Origin of the sequence: Dryocola mayonis (assembly GCF_051307045.1) — a bacterium.
GTDB lineage: Bacteria > Pseudomonadota > Gammaproteobacteria > Enterobacterales > Enterobacteriaceae > Dryocola.
Window position 1 is genome coordinate 1,461,324 of the sequence record NZ_CP150452.1, and the last position, 18,385, is coordinate 1,479,708.

Annotated in this window: 10 protein-coding genes and 4 pseudogenes; 5 read left to right on the forward strand and 9 right to left on the reverse strand. The window is 57.9% G+C overall.

Annotated features, from left to right (window positions below; all coding sequences use genetic code 11):
• Positions 1-39: 39 nt before the first annotated feature.
• The 7 genes and pseudogenes from WLO32_RS07130 to aqpZ form a co-directional block, all read right to left on the reverse strand.
• Positions 40-1,491 (reverse strand): DUF2867 domain-containing protein, encoded by a 1,452-nt coding sequence (locus tag WLO32_RS07130; protein WP_435947734.1) that lies wholly within the window; start codon positions 1,489-1,491, stop codon positions 40-42.
• 15 nt (positions 1,492-1,506) lie between these two features.
• Positions 1,507-2,508, reverse strand: a complete 1,002-nt coding sequence (gene ltaE / locus WLO32_RS07135) for a low-specificity L-threonine aldolase (RefSeq protein ID WP_435947735.1) — start codon at positions 2,506-2,508, stop codon at positions 1,507-1,509.
• A 37-nt stretch (positions 2,509-2,545) separates the two neighbouring features.
• The gene (gene poxB / locus WLO32_RS07140; RefSeq protein ID WP_435947736.1) at positions 2,546-4,270 is read right to left on the reverse strand and encodes a ubiquinone-dependent pyruvate dehydrogenase; all 1,725 of its coding nucleotides are present in this window, start codon (positions 4,268-4,270) and stop codon (positions 2,546-2,548) included.
• Between the two features lie 101 nt (positions 4,271-4,371).
• Complete coding sequence (gene hcr / locus WLO32_RS07145) at positions 4,372-5,340, reverse strand: NADH oxidoreductase (protein ID WP_435947737.1); 969 nt, start codon at positions 5,338-5,340, stop codon at positions 4,372-4,374.
• 14 nt (positions 5,341-5,354) lie between these two features.
• The gene (gene hcp / locus WLO32_RS07150) at positions 5,355-7,007 is read right to left on the reverse strand and encodes a hydroxylamine reductase (protein ID WP_435947738.1); all 1,653 of its coding nucleotides are present in this window, start codon (positions 7,005-7,007) and stop codon (positions 5,355-5,357) included.
• 142 nt (positions 7,008-7,149) lie between these two features.
• On the reverse strand, positions 7,150-8,049 hold the full coding sequence (locus WLO32_RS07155; protein ID WP_435947739.1) for a lysine exporter LysO family protein: 900 nt from the start codon (positions 8,047-8,049) through the stop codon (positions 7,150-7,152).
• A 150-nt stretch (positions 8,050-8,199) separates the two neighbouring features.
• Positions 8,200-8,896, reverse strand: a pseudogene (gene aqpZ, locus WLO32_RS07160) (aquaporin Z).
• 425 nt (positions 8,897-9,321) lie between these two features.
• Here aqpZ and WLO32_RS07165 point away from each other — a divergent pair.
• Positions 9,322-10,978 (forward strand): annotated as a pseudogene (locus tag WLO32_RS07165) (ATP-dependent endonuclease).
• Here the strand turns inward: WLO32_RS07165 and WLO32_RS07170 are convergent.
• Entirely contained in the window at positions 10,975-11,922 is a 948-nt protein-coding gene (locus WLO32_RS07170) for a VirK/YbjX family protein (protein ID WP_435947740.1), read from the reverse strand. The pseudogene WLO32_RS07165 and the gene WLO32_RS07170 sit on opposite strands and share 4 nt — an antisense overlap.
• 139 nt (positions 11,923-12,061) lie before the next feature.
• On the opposite strand from WLO32_RS07170, the pseudogene macA reads away from it, so the two are divergent.
• Positions 12,062-13,178: pseudogene (macA, locus tag WLO32_RS07175) on the forward strand (macrolide transporter subunit MacA).
• On the forward strand, positions 13,175-15,121 hold the full coding sequence (gene macB, locus WLO32_RS07180; protein ID WP_435947741.1) for a macrolide ABC transporter ATP-binding protein/permease MacB: 1,947 nt from the start codon (positions 13,175-13,177) through the stop codon (positions 15,119-15,121). The pseudogene macA and the gene macB overlap by 4 nt, the downstream one beginning before the upstream one ends.
• 84 nt (positions 15,122-15,205) lie before the next feature.
• Here macB and cspD read toward each other — a convergent pair whose 3' ends face one another.
• Positions 15,206-15,430, reverse strand: coding sequence for a cold shock-like protein CspD (cspD, locus tag WLO32_RS07185; RefSeq protein WP_121267263.1), 225 nt, complete (start codon positions 15,428-15,430; stop codon positions 15,206-15,208).
• A gap of 322 nt (positions 15,431-15,752) precedes the next feature.
• Between cspD and clpS the strand changes: the two genes are divergently transcribed.
• Both clpS and clpA read left to right on the forward strand, forming a co-directional pair.
• Complete coding sequence (gene clpS / locus WLO32_RS07190; RefSeq protein ID WP_121267264.1) at positions 15,753-16,073, forward strand: ATP-dependent Clp protease adapter ClpS; 321 nt, start codon at positions 15,753-15,755, stop codon at positions 16,071-16,073.
• 28 nt (positions 16,074-16,101) lie between these two features.
• Positions 16,102-18,376, forward strand: a pseudogene (clpA, locus tag WLO32_RS07195) (ATP-dependent Clp protease ATP-binding subunit ClpA).
• The last annotated feature ends 9 nt before the right edge of the window (positions 18,377-18,385 follow it).

Here is an 18,385-nt window from a genome sequence, read left to right on the forward strand (position 1 = left end):
ACGGCGGCGCTTGCAATGCCCTGTGAGTAAGAATAAGAACTATAGACGGTGTTTGCGCGAAGATTGTTCGGCTAAGCGACATATACGCCGCGCCATGCCTTTGAAAATGAACAGGTGCGCCGGCATCATCACCAGCCAGTAGCACAAGCCGGCGCTGCCGTGAGGGTGCCACCAGGCCCGGACATCCAGCGTTCGCCTGGCGCCTTCGTCACGTAAAGTGAATACCAGGCGGCCAAGGCCGGGCGCCTTCATGCCAAACAGCAGCGCCAGCTCTTTTTGCGGCTCCACGATAATCACCTTCCAGCTGTCCACCCTGTCACCGACCGCGAGCATCGGGTGCGCCGGGCGGCCTTTAGCCAGCCTGTGCCCCAGCAGCCGATCCATAAACGCGCGGGTTTTCCAGAGCGCGTTGCCGAAAAAGTAGCCTTCTTTGCCACCGAGCTGGTTCACCACTTCCCATAGCTCGCCAGGGCTGGCGCGGGTTTGCATCGTGCAGCCGGCCTGCTTTGGAAAGTAGCCGTATTCCGGACGCCAGCGGGCATGCGCCTGGGCGTCGTATCCCCAGTCCTGGGAGTTGGCCAGCTTATTTTCCTCGGCGAGGGTCGCCCGCACGGCGTCGTCGAAGGTAAGCAGCCGCTGCGGAATAAGCGCCCGCAGCTGGCGATCTTCCGCTAAAAGATCGTGCTCCAGCCCCTGGATCAGCGCTTTTGCGATCGTCGGCGGCACGGAGGTGATCACGTTCAGGAACCAGACGGAGATCCAGCTGGTCGGCAGGGGAACAGGAATCAGCGGGCGACGGCGGCCGCTGATTGCCATAAAGCGTTCAAACTGCTGCTGGTAGCTGAGCACCTCTGGTCCCGCGGCCTCGAACAACCGGTTTTCCTGCGCGGGATGGTCGAGCAAGGCGACGAGATAATAGAGCAGGTTTTCCAGCGCGATAGGGGTAGTGCGCGAACGCACCCAGCGCGGAGGCGTCAGCACCGGCAGGTTGTAAACCATATCGCGCATCACTTCGAAGGCGGCGGAGCCCGCGCCGACGATGATCCCGGCGCGCAGTTCAGTTACCGGTACGCCGGAATCGCGCAGAATATCCGCCGTAAGCTGACGGGCGCGCAGGTGGTCGGAGTTGCGGCTGCCGCCGGGCGCCTGTAACGAGCTCAGGAAGATGATTTGCTTAACGGGCTGCTCCGCCAGCGCGTCGCGCACATTGAGCGCGGCCTGGCGCTCATGGGCGACGAAATCCGGCCCGTCGCCCATGCTGTGCACCAGGTAATACAGGGTATCCACGCCTGCAAGCAGCGCCGGAAGGTGATGCGGCCACTGTAAATCGATATGGCGGCACTCGACTCCCGGCCATTGTTGCTTCTTCAGCCAGTCTACGCGGCGCGCGGCGGCGATAACATGATGTCCGGCGCCGGTCAGCTCGGGCACCAGGTGCTGGCCGATGTACCCGCTGGCGCCGAGCACCAGAATCCTTTGCGGCTGCGTCATCGTCCCTGACCTCGGCTACCGCTGTGCGAAGGCGCGCCAGTGGCTAACCACTTCGGCGAGCTGCGCACGGCTTACGTCAAGATGGGTAACCAGACGGGTAACCGGACCTGCGCTGATGAATACGCCGCGCTCGCGCATAAATTTGCCCAGACTTTCCGTCTGCTCCGCCGGGACGCGTACAAAGACCATATTGGTATCCTGGCGCGTCACGTCCACGCCGATTTCGCGCAGTTCACCGGCGAGCCAGCGGGCGTTGTCGTGGTCTTCCTGCAGGCGCTGAACGTTGTTTTTCAGCGCGTACAGGCCTGCCGCCGCCAGTATTCCAGCCTGACGCATGCCGCCGCCGACCATTTTCCGCCAGCGTAACGCGCGTTTGATATAGTCCTGGCTGCCGACCAGCAAAGAGCCAACCGGCGTGCCGAGCCCTTTGGAAAGGCAGATGGTGAAGGAGTCGCAATAGCGCGCCACCTCTTCAAGCCGGCAGCCGTAAGCGACGACCGCGTTGAAAATACGCGCGCCGTCAACGTGAAGGGCGAGGTTATGGCCGCGGGTAAATTCCCACGCCTGCTGCAGATATTCACGCGGCAGCACTTTGCCGTTGTGGGTGTTTTCAAGGCTCAGCAGCCTGGTGCGGGCGAAGTGGATATCGTCCGGCTTGATTTTCGCCGCCACTTTATCAAGCGGCAGCGAACCGTCCTGATTCGCCTCGATGGGCTGAGGCTGAATGCTACCCAGCACGGCGGCGCCGCCCGCCTCATACAGGTAATTATGCGCAAGCTGGCCGACGATATACTCTTCGCCGCGCTCGCAGTGGCTAAGCAGCGCCACGAGGTTTGCCTGGGTGCCGGTTGGTAAAAACAGCGCGGCCTCTTTGCCGCTGATTTCGGCGGCATAGGCCTGTAGTTCATTGACCGTCGGGTCATCGCCATATACGTCATCGCCGGTCGACGCGGCCATCATTTCGTCAAGCATGCTTCTGGACGGTCGGGTTACGGTATCGCTGCGCAGATCTATCACGGGGGAACCTCAAAGATATCCATAATAAACCTCTGTTTTACCGGAACCAGTTGGTTTTCGCCAGTTCGATGACCTCGTCGCCGCGGCCGCTGATAATGGCGCGCAGCATATAGAGACTGAACCCTTTTGCCTGCTCCAGCTTGATTTGCGGCGGAATAGCCAGCTCCTCTTTGGCGACAACCACATCCACCAGCACCGGGCCGTCGATGCTGAAGGCGCGCTGAAGGGCGCTATCCAGATCGGCGGATTTCTCAACGCGAATGCCGGTGATGCCGCAGGCATTGGCGATATTGGCGAAGTTGGTTGCGTGCAGGTCGGTGCCGTCCGTCAGATAGCCGCCCGCCTTCATCTCCATCGCCACAAAGCCCAGCACGCTGTTGTTGAAGACCACGATTTTGATCGGCAGCTTCATCTGCACGACGGAAAGAAAATCCCCCATCAGCATGCTGAATCCGCCGTCGCCGCACAGGGCGACCACCTGGCGGTCTGGCGCGGTGGCCTGCGCTCCCAGCGCCTGCGGCATGGCGTTGGCCATCGAACCGTGCGTAAAGGAGCCGAGCAGGCGGCGCCTGCCGTTCATTTGCAGATAGCGCGCGGCCCAGACGGTCGGCGTGCCTACGTCGCAGGTAAAAATAGCGTCCCCGGCGGCGAACTTGCTGATTTGCTGCGCGACATACTGCGGATGGATAGGCTTGTCTTCGTCGCTTGCCTGCGCCAGCTCGTCCAGGCTTTCCCGCGCTTCGCGATAGTCGTCCAGCGCTTTGTCGAGGAAGCTGCGATCGGTTTTTTCCTCCAGCAGCGGAAGCAGCGCGCTCAGCGTGGCCTTAATATCACCGACCAGCGCCATATCGACCTTGCTGTGCGCGCCGATGCTGCCGGGGTTGATATCAATCTGAATAATTTTTGCGTCCGACGGATAAAAAGCGCGGTAGGGGAACTGGGTGCCGAGCAGGATCAGCGTGTCGGCGTTCATCATGGTGTGGAAGCCGGAGGAGAAACCGATAAGCCCGGTCATGCCGACATCGTAAGGGTTGTCGTATTCGACGTGCTCTTTGCCGCGCAGCGCGTGAACTATCGGCGCTTTGAGCTTCGCGGCGAACTGCACCAGCTCCTCATGCGCGCCCGCGCAGCCGCTGCCGCACATCAGGGCGATGTTGTCGTTATAACGCAGCAGCTGGGCAAGCTTTTTCAGCTCTTCTTGCTGCGGCACTATGACCGGCTGCGGCGCGGGATACCAGTGCGTGGTGGCGGTTTCCGGGGCCGGTTTCAGCGCCACGTCGCCGGGCAGAACCACGACCGAAACGCCGCGGTTAAGGACGGCTTTGCGCATGGCGATCGCCAGCACCTGCGGGATTTGCTCCGGGGACGACACCAGTTCACAGTAATGGCTGCATTCGCGAAACAGCTCTTCGGGATGCGTTTCCTGAAAATAACCGCTGCCGATTTCGCTTGAGGGGATATGCGCGGCGATGGCCAGCACCGGAACGCGGTTACGATGGCAGTCGAACAGGCCGTTGATCAGGTGAAGGTTGCCCGGCCCGCACGAGCCCGCGCAAACGGCCAGTTCGCCGGTCAGATGAGCTTCTGCGCCGGCGGCGAAGGCGGCCACTTCTTCATGGCGCGTAGGCATCCAGTCGATGGTGCCCATCCGGTTCAGGCTGTCGCTGATGCCGTTGAGGGAATCGCCGGTCACGCCCCAGATGCGTTTTACACCCGCGCTTTCGAGAGTTTTTGCCAGGTAGGCGGCTACGGTCTGTTTCATCGTTTCTCCTTGTCACGATTCAGTTACCGTTAACAAGCTTAGTCAATGAAAGAGAAGTCACCGGGCAGAAAGTGCCACCCGCAGGCGGGTGGCAGGGTTTATCAGGCCAGAACCAAATCGCTTTGCGGATGGCAGGAGCAGGCCAGAACGTAACCGTTGGCGATTTCGGCTTCGGTCAGCGTCATGGTGCTGCTTACGGTATAGTCCCCGGATTCGATTTTGGTTTTGCAGCTTCCGCATACCCCGGCGCGGCAGGCTGCGTTAACCGGTACGCTGTTGCTTTCCAGCGCCGCGAGAAGGGTGCTGCCAACAGGCGCGTAAAATTCACGCATCGGTTTTAAGGTGGTGAATTTCAGCCCGCTGTCCACCGGCGCCGCGACCGGAGTGAAAAATTTCTCGCTGTGGAACTCGGTTACGCCGAGCGCCTTCACTTCTTTTTCCACCAGATCCATATAAGGCGCCGGGCCACAGGTCATAACGGTACGGGAGGCGATATCCGGCACCTTTTCCAGAATCTCGCGGGTCAGGCGGCCGGGGATAAAGCCGAGGGTGGCGTTGTTTTCCGCCACCAGCGTAACCGGATAGTCGCGCCACTCCTCGGCGAAAATCACATCTTCTGGCGAACGCACGTTGAAAATCACCGCGACGTCGGCCTGCGGACGATGTTTCGCCAGCCAGCGGCGCATCGACATAATCGGGGTAACGCCGCAGCCCGCCGCCATCAGCAGATAGCGGTCGGTGGTCAGATTTTCACAGGTAAATTCGCCCTGGCCTGCAGAAAGCCACAGATAATCGCCCGGCTTCACTTCCCGCGTCAGCCATCCGGAGCCAACGCCATCTTCGATACGGCGAATCGTCAGCGTAACGAACGGGCTGATTCCCGGCGTGGAAGAGAGGGTGTAAGCGCGCAGCGTGTCTTCGCTGTTGCGAATACTCACCAGCGCATACTGGCCGGCCTTGTAAGGATAGAAGTCGTGGTTGATCAGCGACAGCGTCCAGACGTCCGGCGTTTCCTGATGAATGTGATGCACCTGCATGCGGTACGGGCACATCGGCGTTGGCATGGTCATGGCTACTCCTCTCCTTACGCGCTCATCAGTTGTTTGATGTCTTCTTCAACGGTGGTGATGGCGCGCAGGCCAAACTTCTCGTTGAGGACGGCCAGCAGATTCGGCGTCAGGAAGCCCGGCGCGGTCGGGCCGGTCACGATATTGGTCACGCCCAGCGACAGCAGGGTCAGCAGCACAACAATCGCTTTTTGCTCGAACCAGGACAGCACCAGGCTCAGCGGCAGATCGTTTACGCCGCAGCCGAGTTTTTCGGCCAGCGTCACCGCCAGAATGATAGCGGAGTAGGAATCGTTGCACTGGCCGGCATCGATAAGGCGCGGCAGGCCTTCAATGTTGCCGAAGTCCAGCTTGTTGAAACGGTATTTACCGCAGGCCAGCGTCAGGATCAGGCAGTCTTCCGGTACGCTGGTGGCAAAATCGGTGAAGTAGCTGCGTTCGCTGCGTTCGCCGTCGCAGCCGCCGATCAGGAAGATATGGCGCAGTTTTTCGCGGCTTACCATATCAATCAGGGTATCGGCGGCGCTCAGCAGGGTCTGACGGCCGAAACCTACGGTTATCAGGTGCTCGATTTCGCTGTACGGGAAGCCGGTCATCTGCTGCGCTTGTTTAATAACGGGCGTGAAGTCTTCGCCTTCAAGGTGGCTCACGCCCGGCCAGCCGACGATGCTGCGGGTCCAGATACGGTCCGCATAGGAGCCTACTTCCGGGTTGATGATGCAGTTGGATGTCATCACCACCGGCCCCGGGAAGCGGGCAAATTCGGTCTGCTGGTTCTGCCAGCCGCTGCCGTAGTTGCCGACCAGGTGTTTAAATTTACGCAGCTCAGGGTAGCCGTGGGCCGGCAGCATTTCGCCGTGGGTATAGACGTTAACGCCGGTGCCTTCGGTTTGCTCCAGCAGGTGGTAAAGGTCTTTGAGGTCGTGACCGGAAATCAGAATGCATTTACCCGCTACCGGACGCACGTTGACCTGAGCCGGAGTAGGGTGGCCGTATTTGGTGGTTTCGCCGTGATCGAGGATGCTCATCACCTTGAAGTTCATCTGGCCGATTTCCATCGAGCAATCCAGCAGCGCGCCCATATCGGCAGGCCAGGTGCCAAGCCACGCCATAATTTTGTGATACTGCGCGTAGATGTCATTGTCGTACTGGCCTAAGACGTGGGCGTGTTCCATGTAGGCCGCCGCGCCTTTCAGGCCGTACAGGCACAGCAGGCGCAGGCCGAGGATATCCTCACCGATTTCCGCCTTGTCGCGGTTAGGCGCGAAGTCCGCCGCCTGACGCTGCAGGTCGCCTAAATCGCTGCTGACCAACTGTAGCTCGGCCATCGGGCTGTCGACGGTTATGTCGGCCTTGGCGGCAAGCGCGCGCGCTTTCAGGCTTTCACGCAGGGCGATCGCTTCGCGCGCGTAGCCGACGATGCGTGTGGAGTCGAAGTTAACGTTGGTCAGCGTCGAGAAGAAGGCGCGTGGCGCAAAGCTATCCACTTCATGATCGATAACGCCCGCTTCGCGCGCCGCAACGGCCCAGGCAGACAGGCCCTGCAAAGTGGCAATCAGCAGATCCTGCAGATCAGAAGTTTCGGCGGTTTTACCGCACATACCCTGCGCGTAAGAGCAGCCGTTGCCCGCCGGAGTGCGGATTGTTTGTTCACATTGCACACAAAACATAATCGTACCTTTAAAGTTATATTTTAAATACATGTTTAAGGTTATGCCTCGCTCCGGCAGGAGAAAAGGTCTTTTTACAGGAAGTTAAGAGGTAATTGATTTAGCGCAATTTTGGCGGCAGGAGCCTACCGCCAACGTGGTATCAGGAAGCGAAGAAGGCCATCAGCAGCGGAGTGAGCAGGCTGAGAATAAAGCCGTGTACGATAGCCGCCGGCACGATTTCCAGCCCGCCGCTGCGTTGCAGCACCGGCAGCGTGAAGTCCATTGAGGTGGCGCCGCAAAGGCCCAGAGCGGTAGAGCGGCTTTTCGCCACCAGGCCTGGAATCAGCACAATCGCCAGCAGCTCGCGGATAAGATCGTTAAAGAAGGTGGCGCTGCCGATTACCGGGCCGTAGGATTCGGTCATCAGGATGCCGGAGAGCGAATACCAGCCAAAGCCCGAGGCCATCGCCAGGCCCGTTTTAAGCGGTAAATCGAGAATAAAGGCGTTTATCACGCCGGCTGCCATTGAGCTGAGCACGACCACCGCCGCAATAATCATGCCGCGCCGGTTAAGCACGATCTGTTTTAGCGTCATGCCGCTGTTGCGCAGCTGTACGCCAACCAGCAACAGCAGGAAAATCAGCGTGTATTCGCTTGCTTCGGCGGCGTGCTGTAAAAATGCCCATCCCGTCAGCCCGAGTACAAAACCCGCCACCACGACAAAGCACAGCTTCAGGGATTCCAGCGCCATGGCGATTCGGGAAGGTAATTTTTCCTGCCGGTGGGCGTGATGCCAGGGCAGTGAGCGCTCCAGCCACAAAAGAGCCGCGGCGTTGCATAATAAAATAATAACGACGCTTACCGCCGAGTAATGAAATATGGCCAACAGGTTGCTCGCCAGGTTGTCGAGAAAAGCAAGGCTAATCCCCATGAAGAACAGGATGACATACACAATCCAGCTCAGCAGGCGGTTGATGAGTTTTAACAGGCTGGTTTGCTGCAGGGGAATAAGATAGCCAACAATCAGCGGCACTAAGATAATTAACAATCCCGAAAACATGAGGCGGACAATCCTTGCGATAAAAAAGGCACCGCCCACACTACCCAAAGAGAAGGAGTGAGTAAAGCTGCGAAAAATGAGGGATTTATGCACAACGCAAAAAGAAAAGGCCTGAGATCGCTCAGGCCTTTATGCGCAGTAGCTAAAGCATTAGCCGCGCTTTTCCAGCAGGGTACGATAGATAACGCCGCCCAGAATACCGCCGATAATGGGCATGGCCCAGAACAGCCACAGCTGCTGCAGAGCCCAGCCGCCCTGGAAGATAGCTACTGCGGTGCTGCGCACAGGGTTAACCGAGGTGTTAGTGACGGGAATACTAATCAGGTGAATCAGCGTTAACGCCAGGCCAATGGCCAGCGGCGCGAAACCCGCCGGCGCCATTTTATCGGTTGCGCCGTGAATAATAATTAAGAAGCCGCAGGTTAACACAATTTCAATAATAACCGCCGCAAGCAGGGAATAACCGCCAGGAGAATATTCGCCAAAGCCGTTCGAGGCAAATCCGCTGGCCGCTGCGTCAAATCCAGTTTTACCGCTGGCGATTAAATAAAGAATACCCGCGGCAATAATCCCGCCAGTTAACTGAGCGACGATATAGCCAATAATGTCTTGGCGTGGAAAGCGGCCGCCGGCCCATAAACCCAGGGTAACGGCCGGGTTAAAATGGCCGCCGGAAATATGGCCCACGGCGTAGGCCCATGGTCAGAACGGATAAACCGAACGCCAGAGCGACGCCGGCGAAACCAATACCTGATTGAGGAAAGGCGGCGGCTAATACCGCGCTGCCGCAGCCGCCAAATACCAGCCAGAATGTACCAAAGCATTCGGCCGCTAACTTTCTGAACATATCCACCTCTATGTGAGAAGAACAACGAATCGCAGCGGGCAATTAACACGCGCCGATCGTATTTTTTATTAATGCCATGGCGTTGACGAAAAGATAAAAACCGGCAGACGTTAATAACTTCATCTCTTCCGGCCAGCGCAATATATATTGCTGATTTGATTTAAGGCAAGGTGATAGGGTTTGTTTTCGGAATTTACTTTATAAAAAGTTCCAGACGGGTTCAGGCGGCCTGAGAATATTCTCGTGAGCAAAATAATTAATAAAGGCGGCCAGGCCGGGGGAGTGATTAACAGATAAAATGCTCTGGTTTCGTCAGGGCTATATCCTCTGTGAAATCGTACAAAGCCTGACGCCTTACCGCTATACTCGGTTTATTGCCGGCTCCGGCCCCTTATGGACAGGCGGCGGATAACCCTGGAGGGGATATGTTTCTCGAACGAGTTGAGATAGTCGGGTTTCGCGGCATTAATCGTCTGTCGCTGCAGCTTGAGCAAAATAACGTGCTGATCGGTGAAAACGCCTGGGGCAAATCGAGCCTGCTGGACGCGCTGACGCTGCTGCTCTCGCCTGAGGAGTCTCTTTATCACTTCAGACGCGATGACTTCTACTTTCCCCCCGGCGATATACAGGGGCGTGAACGCCATCTCCATATCGTGCTGACCTTTCGCGAAACCGCGCCCGGACACTACCTGGGGCGCAGATACCGCGGGCTGGCGCCGGTATGGATCGACGGCAACGACGGCTATCGCCGCATCATGTATCGCCTGGAAGGTGAGCTGGCGCAGGATAATGCCGTGCTGACGCTGCGCAGCTTCCTCGACCCGCTGGCAAAGCCTCTTGTACTTGAGGATATCGACGCGCTTGCCCGGCAAATTACGCGCCTCAACCCCGTTCTCAGGCTGCGCGATGCACGTTTTATGCGTCGCTTACGCAACGGCAGCGTGCCGGATATGCCGAACACGGAAATGACCGCCCGCCAGCTCGATTTCCTGGCCCGCGAGTTAGTTTCGCGGCCGCAAAATCTGACGGACTCCCAGCTGCGGCAGGGGCTTTCTGCCATGGTGCAGCTGCTGGAGCACTATTTTTCCGAACAGAGCGCCGTTGCCCATCAGCGCCTGATGCGCCGTCGCTCGCACGATGAACAACGCAGCTGGCGCTATCTGGACATCATTAACCGGATGATCGACCAGCCCAACAGCCGCAGCTACCGCATGATACTGCTGGGCATGTTTTCCACGCTGCTGCAGGCGAAAGGCACGGTTACGCTTGATAAAGACGCGCGTCCGCTGCTGCTGGTGGAGGATCCGGAAACCCGGCTGCATCCCATCATGCTCTCCGTGGCCTGGCACCTGCTCAATTTGCTGCCGCTGCAAAAAATCACCACCACCAACTCCGGCGAGCTGCTGTCGCTAACGCCGGTTGAGCAGGTTTGCCGGCTGGTGCGCGAGTCTTCCAGAGTCGCCGCCTGGCGGCTGGGCCCCCGGCGGGATGAATGCCGAAGACAGCCGCCGCATCGCCTTTCATATCCGCTTTAATCGCGCCTCCTCCCTTTTCGCCCGCTGCTGGCTGCTGGTGGAAGGGGAAACCGAAGTCTGGGTGATGAACGAGCTGGCGCGCCAGTGCGGCTATCATTTCGATGCCGAAGGGGTGAAGGTTATTGAGTTTGCCCAGTCGGGGCTGAAGCCGCTGATCAAGTTTGCGCGCCGAATGGGCATCGAATGGCACGTGCTGGTCGACGGCGACGAGGCGGGGAAAAAATACGCCGCCACCGTTCGCGGACTGCTGGATAACGACAAGGCCCGGGAGCGCGACCACCTGACGGCCCTGCCGGCAATGGATATGGAGCATTTTATGTACCGGCAGGGGTTCGCGGACGTTTACCATCGCGTGGCGCAGATCCCGGAAAATATGCATATGAACCTGCGCCGCGTGATAATTAAGGCGATTCATCGCTCGTCCAAGCCGGACCTTGCCATCGAGGTGGCGATGGAGGCGGGCAGGCGCGGCGTGGAGGCCGTGCCTTCCTTGTTGCGCAAGATGTTCTCGCGCGTTTTATGGCTGGCGCGAGGCCGGGCGGACTAAAAACGGCTGGCGATACCGGCGGCCATGTCGTCGAGCAGCAGGTAACGACGGCGATATTCGGCGCGTTTTTTACTGGCGACGGCCTCCAGCGGCTTACGCGCCACTTCGTCGGGCATCCTGAAATATCCGTCGGCCAGGGGCTCTCCTTTCATCGACTGCCAGAAGCTGTCGTAATCCGCATGCAGCTTATCCTTTTTCTTCTTCTGGTAGCGCCATGACCGGTAAATATGCGTGCTGTTGCTGACGGCGATAATTTGCCGGGCGCCAAGATGCCGCGCCAGCCGGCAGGCGGCTTCAAGCAGCAGGCGTTTAGGGAATAAGCCGTGGCAGGCTTTGGTCGCGCTCTGAATGGCCTCATGGGGCACCCAGGATTTTGCGCCCTGCAGGCCGCCGATAAACAGCGTGGTTTTGTCCAGATAGCGGCACAGGGTAAAGGTCAGCTCCGCGAGGGCGGTGCCCGCTTCGTTGAGCATGACAAGCGTGGCTTCGCCCTCTTTATCCAGATTGGCAACCGCGCATAAATCGATGAAGTATTGCGCGTCATCTTTGCCCACAAGCCGGGCCAGGCGCGCCCCGTTAAGGGTGAGGTGAGCGCGCAGCAGCTTTTGCGGCATCAGATGAATCAGCGTCTGATAATGGAAACACAATGCATTCAGGCTATCCTTGCGGTTAAAATTCACCGACAGGTAGGGGCGATGCAGGCGACAGGGCAAACCCGGCTGGGCATGCAGGAGCTCATCCAGCAGGGGCTGTTGAGCAAGGGTCGACAGCAGCCGCCCGGTAGTGAAAGGCGAGGCCGCAGAGCGCAGCATAAATTTATGCCGATAGCCGGCGCTGCGCCAGGCGTCCCCGGGCAGCTGTGTCCCTCTGGCTAATGAAAGAAACAGTTGCCAGCCGCTTTGCGGCATCGTTGTTGTCAATTTGTTTACGGCAATCTGCGACATAATAAGTACCCGGTTGGCGATGGAGAGGCCTATTCCACCACTCGTAACCTCAACCAGAGTTCAATCATGCCGGGCGCCGCGACGGGCTTTTTAACTTCGTTGAAACTTTGTTTAACCGCGCATTTTCTTCAGGATACCTATGAGATTTAAGGGAAAAATTAAAAAACGCTATTGGTTGCTCGCGCTCGTTTTTCTGATGCTGGCGGTATGGCTGTGGCAGTTCCTGAACGCGCCTGCGCCGGCCTATCAGACCATGATTGTGCGCAAAGGCTCGCTTGAGCAAAGCGTGCTGGCGACGGGGAAACTCGACGCTTTGCGCAAGGTTGACGTCGGCGCCCAGGTCAGCGGGCAGTTAAAAACGCTGTCGGTGAACATTGGCGATAGGGTGAAAAAGGATCAGCTGCTGGGCGTTATCGATCCTGAGCAGGCGCAGAACCAGATTAAAGAAGTGGAGGCGACGCTGATGGAGCTTCGTGCCCAGCGCCGCCAGGCGCAGGCGCAGGCCAGGCTTGCGCAGGTGACCTTAAACCGGCAGCGGGAGCTTGCGAAAACCCAGGCGGTATCGCGCCAGGATCTGGATACCGCGGCTACGGATTTGGACGTTAAGCTTGCGCAAATCAGCACCATTGAGGCGCAAATTAAGCGCAATCAGGCCTCGCTTGATACGGCGAAAACCAACCTGGACTTCACGCGTATCGTGGCGCCGATGGCCGGTGAAGTCACGCAGATCACCACCCTTCAGGGGCAGACGGTTATCGCCGCCCAGCAGGCGCCGAATATTCTTACGCTCGCCGATTTGAGCACCATGCTCGTCAAGGCCCAGGTATCGGAAGCCGACGTCATTCATCTCAAGCCGGGCCAGAAAGCCTGGTTTACCGTCCTCGGCGACCCGCTGACGCGCTACGAAGGCAGGTTAAAAGACATCCTGCCCACGCCGGATAAGGTCAACGATGCGATTTTTTATAACGCGCGCTTCGAAGTGCCCAACCCGCAGGGCGTACTGCGTCTGGAAATGACCGCGCAGGTCCATATTCAGCTGGGCGGAGTGAAGGACGTTTTAACCATTCCGCTGGCGGCGCTGGGCGAGCCCGTAGGGGATAACCGCTACAAGGTTACCGTGCTGCGCAACGGTGAAACGCGCGAACGCGAGGTGGCCATTGGCATGCGTAACGACACGCAGGTGCAGATCGCGACGGGGCCTTGAGGAGGGCGAAGAGGTTGTTATCGGCAAATCTTCCGGCGGGAGCGCGCAATGACGGCGCTGCTTGAGCTGAAGGATATTCGCCGCAGCTATCCGTCGGGCGACGAGCAAATTGAGGTGCTCAAGGGCGTGAGCATCACCATCGAAGCGGGTGAAATGGTGGCGATCGTCGGCGCGTCCGGCTCGGGCAAGTCGACGCTGATGAATATTCTGGGCTGCCTGGATAAGCCTTCCAGCGGCAGCTATCGCGTGGCGGGCGTCGATACCGCAGCGCTTAACGGCGACGAACTGGCGACCCTGCGCCGCGAGCATTTTGGCTTCATCTTCCAGCGCTATCACCTGCTTTCGCATCTTAACGCGACGCAGAACGTCGAGGTTCCGGCGGTGTATGCGGGAACGGCGCGCGTGTATCGCCAGCAGCGCGCTCGTGCGCTGCTGATGCGCCTGGGGCTTGCGGAGCGCGTGGACTACCTGCCTTCCCAGCTTTCCGGCGGCCAGCAGCAGCGGGTCAGCATTGCGCGCGCATTGATGAACGGCGGGCAGGTGATCCTTGCCGATGAGCCTACCGGCGCGCTGGATACCCACTCCGGCGAAGAGGTGATGGCGACCTTAAAGCAGCTTTGCGAGCAGGGGCACACGGTAATTATCGTCACGCACGATCCCCTGGTGGCGGCGCAGGCGCAGCGCATTATTGAAATTCGCGATGGTGAAATCATTAATAATCCGCCGCCGCTGCCGCAGAATGCCAGGGCGAAGAAAGAGGCATCCGCAAGGCCCGGGGTCTCTCCATTTCAGCAGACGCTCAGCAGTTTTCGCGAAGCTTTTTCTATGGCCTGGCTTGCGCTTGCGGCAAACAAGATGCGCACGCTGTTGACCATGCTGGGCATAATTATCGGTATCGCCTCGGTGGTATCGATAGTGATTGTTGGCGATGCGGCGAAGCAAATGGTGCTCGAGGACATTCGCTCTATCGGCACGAATACCATTGACGTCTATCCCGGCAAAGACTTCGGCGATGACGATCCGCAGTACCAGCAGGCGTTGAAATACGCCGACCTGGCGGCGATTGAGCAGCAGCCCTGGGTGGCGTCGGCGACGCCGTCCATCTCAAGCAACCTGCGCCTGCGTTACGGCAACGTGGATGCCGCGGCGAGCGTAAACGGCGTAAACGGGCAGTACTTTAACGTGTACGGCATGACGATGAGCCAGGGCACAACCTTCAACGATGAGCAGCTTAGCGGGCGCGCGCAGGTGGTGGTGCTGGACAGCAACAGCAAGCGCCAGCTCTTCCCGAATAAGATGAACGTGGTGGGGGAAGTGGTGCTGGTCGGAAACATGCCGGCAACCGTGATTGGCGTGGCGGAGGAAAAACAGTCGATGTTTGGCAGCAGCAAAGTGCTGCGCGTCTGGCTGCCCTACAACACGATGGCCGGACGCGTGATGGGGCAAAGCTGGCTGAATACCATTACGGTACGCGTGAAAGAGGGCTACGACAGCCACGAGGCGGAGCAGCAGCTTAATCGCATGCTGGAGCTGCGCCACGGTAAGAAGGATTTTTTCACCTACAATATGGATGGCCTGTTGAAAACCGCTGAAAAGACCACACGTACTCTTCAGCTGTTCCTCACTTTAGTGGCGGTGATCTCGCTGCTGGTGGGCGGAATTGGCGTGATGAACATTATGCTGGTGTCGGTGACGGAGCGAACCAAAGAGATCGGCATCCGCATGGCGGTTGGCGCCCGGGCAAGCGACGTCCTGCAGCAATTTTTGATTGAAGCGATCCTGGTTTGCCTGGTGGGCGGGGCGCTTGGCATCTCGCTTTCCTTGCTGATCGCCTTCGCGCTCGGGCTGTTTTTGCCCGGCTGGCATATCGGCTTCTCGCCGGTGGCGCTGCTTACCGCCTTCGCCTGTTCCACGGCGACCGGCGTGCTTTTCGGCTGGCTGCCCGCGCGCAATGCGGCGCGGCTTAATCCGATTGACGCGCTGGCGCGAGAGTAGTAAAGCTGGATGGCTTATAATAAAAATGCCAGCCGCAGGGACTGGCATTTTGACTTGAGGATGTACACAATAAAACAGGTGGGCCTAAGCGACCGCCGCTTCTGCTTCAAGCGGGACGATAAGACTGGCATGATTGCCTTTCGGCCCCTGATGTACATCAAACCTGACGACCTGCCCGGCTTTGAGCGTTCTGTAACCATCCATCTGGATGGTGGAATAATGAGCGAAGATATCTTCGCCGCCGCCTTCAGGGCAGATGAACCCGAACCCTTTGGCGTTATTGAACCATTTAACTGTACCCGTCTCCATGCATCTTATCCTTCGTAAATCTTAATAGTGAGATGGAATGAACCGGTGGGTAAGGGCGGGCTGTTCAAAACCTCGCCAACTCACGCCTGTACAATGTAGATAATTTAATCACTGCGTCAAGCGTTCAACGGGGGGAGTGGGATGAGAATCAGTCAAAAATTTGAAGCAGTTAACGCTATTGCCATTAATGTGACGCAGTTCGCGTCCTGGCAAAAACATTACTTTTTTACACAAGTAGTTGCAGTAGCCAAAAGCGTATTACACTCAACCTAAGGGCCTCGTCTGATAAACGTCAGACGAATAAATATGATGACGATTCGCAATGGGTAAGACGAACGACTGGTTAGACTTTGACCAACTGGTGGGCGATAAACTGCGCGAAGCGCTAAAACCCCCTTCTATGTATAAAGTTATGTTAATGAACGATGACTACACGCCGATGGAATTTGTTATTGACGTGCTGCAAAAGTTCTTTTCTTATGATGTAGAGCGAGCCACACAACTGATGCTCACGGTTCACTATCAGGGTAAGGCCATCTGCGGCGTTTTTACTGCGGAAGTGGCGGAAACCAAGGTTGCGTTGGTGAACCAGTATGCCAGGGAGAATGAGCATCCTTTGCTGTGTACGCTAGAACAGGCCTGAAGAAGGCAAAAATTTGGGGGAGGTGCCTATGCTCAATCAAGAACTGGAACTCAGTTTAAACATGGCTTTCGCCAGAGCGCGCGAGCACCGTCATGAGTTTATGACCGTCGAGCATCTGTTACTGGCTTTGCTCAGTAACCCATCGGCCCGCGAAGCGCTGGAAGCGTGTACCGTGGATCTGGTGGCGCTGCGTCAGGAACTCGAAGCCTTCATCGAACAAACCACGCCGGTTCTGCCGGCCAGTGAAGAAGAGCGCGATACTCAGCCTACGCTCAGTTTCCAGCGCGTCCTGCAGCGCGCGGTATTCCACGTCCAGTCTTCCGGTCGCAGCGAGGTAACAGGCGCAAACGTGCTGGTTGCCATCTTTAGCGAACAGGAGTCCCAGGCGGCCTATCTGCTGCGTAAACACGAAGTGAGCCGTCTTGATGTGGTGAACTTTATCTCCCACGGCACGCGTAAAGACGAGCCAAATCAGGCACCGGGTGCAGAAAATCCGGTTAATGAAGAGCAGGCAGGCGGGGAGGAACGTATGGAAAACTTCACCACCAATCTCAACCAGCTTGCGCGCGTGGGCGGTATCGATCCGCTGATTGGCCGCGATAAAGAGCTGGAGCGGGCTATTCAGGTGCTCTGCCGCCGCCGTAAAAATAACCCGCTGCTGGTGGGGGAGTCGGGCGTCGGTAAAACAGCGATTGCCGAAGGGCTTGCCTGGCGTATCGTGCAGGGCGACGTTCCGGAAGTGATGGCCGATTGCACCATCTATTCGCTGGATATCGGTTCGCTGCTGGCGGGCACCAAGTACCGCGGTGATTTTGAGAAGCGCTTTAAGGCCCTGCTCAAACAGCTTGAGCAGGATCAGAACAGCATCCTGTTTATTGACGAAATCCACACCATTATCGGCGCGGGCGCCGCTTCTGGCGGTCAGGTTGATGCGGCTAACCTCATCAAACCGTTGCTGTCCGGCGGTAAGATCCGCGTTATCGGCTCCACGACCTACCAGGAGTTCAGCAATATCTTTGAAAAAGACCGCGCGCTTGCGCGTCGCTTCCAGAAGATTGACATTACTGAGCCAAGCATCGACGAGACCGTGCAGATTATCAACGGTCTGAAAACCAAGTACGAAGCTCACCACGATGTGCGCTATACCGCGAAAGCGATTCGCGCGGCGGTTGAGCTGGCGGTGAAATACATCAACGATCGTCACCTGCCGGATAAGGCTATCGACGTCATTGACGAGGCCCGGCGCGCGCAGCCGCCTGATGCCGGTGAGCAAACGTAAGAAAACCGTCAACGTGGCGGATATCGAAACCGTGGTTGCCCGCATCGCGCGTATCCCTGAGAAAAGCGTGTCGGCAAGCGATCGCGATACGCTCAAGAGCCTTAACGACCGTCTGAAAATGCTGGTGTTCGGCCAGGATAAGGCCATTGAGGCGTTAACCGAAGCCATCAAAATGAGCCGTGCCGGACTTGGGCACGATCATAAACCAGTGGGCTCCTTCCTGTTTGCCGGCCCAACCGGCGTGGGTAAAACGGAGGTGACGGTACAGCTGGCGAAATCCCTGGGAATTGAGCTGCTGCGTTTCGATATGTCCGAATATATGGAGCGTCATACGGTAAGCCGCCTGATCGGCGCGCCTCCGGGCTACGTCGGCTTTGACCAGGGCGGGCTGCTGACCGATGCGGTTATCAAACATCCGCACGCGGTGCTGCTGCTTGATGAGATCGAAAAGGCGCACCCGGATGTCTTTAACCTGCTGCTGCAGGTCATGGACAACGGCACCTTAACCGATAACAACGGGCGCAAGGCTGACTTCCGCAACGTTATCCTGGTGATGACCACCAACGCCGGCGTGCGTGAAACCGAGCGTAAGTCTATTGGCCTGATTCGTCAGGACAACAGTACCGATGCGATGGAAGAGATCAAAAAGATCTTTACCCCGGAATTCCGCAACCGTCTGGATAACATTATCTGGTTCAACCACCTCTCTACCGAGGTGATTCATCAGGTGGTCGACAAATTTATTGTCGAACTGCAGGTGCAGCTGGACCAGAAAGGCGTGTCGCTGGAAGTGAGTCAGGAAGCGCGCGACTGGCTGGCGGCAAAAGGCTATGACCGTGCGATGGGCGCTCGTCCAATGACGCGGGTCATCCAGGATAACCTGAAAAAACCGCTCGCTAACGAACTGCTGTTTGGTTCCCTGGTCGACGGCGGACAGGTGATTGTTGCGCTGGATAAGGCCCACGAACAGCTGACCTACAACTTCCACAGCGCCCAGAAGCACAAGCCGGAAGCGGCGCACTAGTTTTCATCG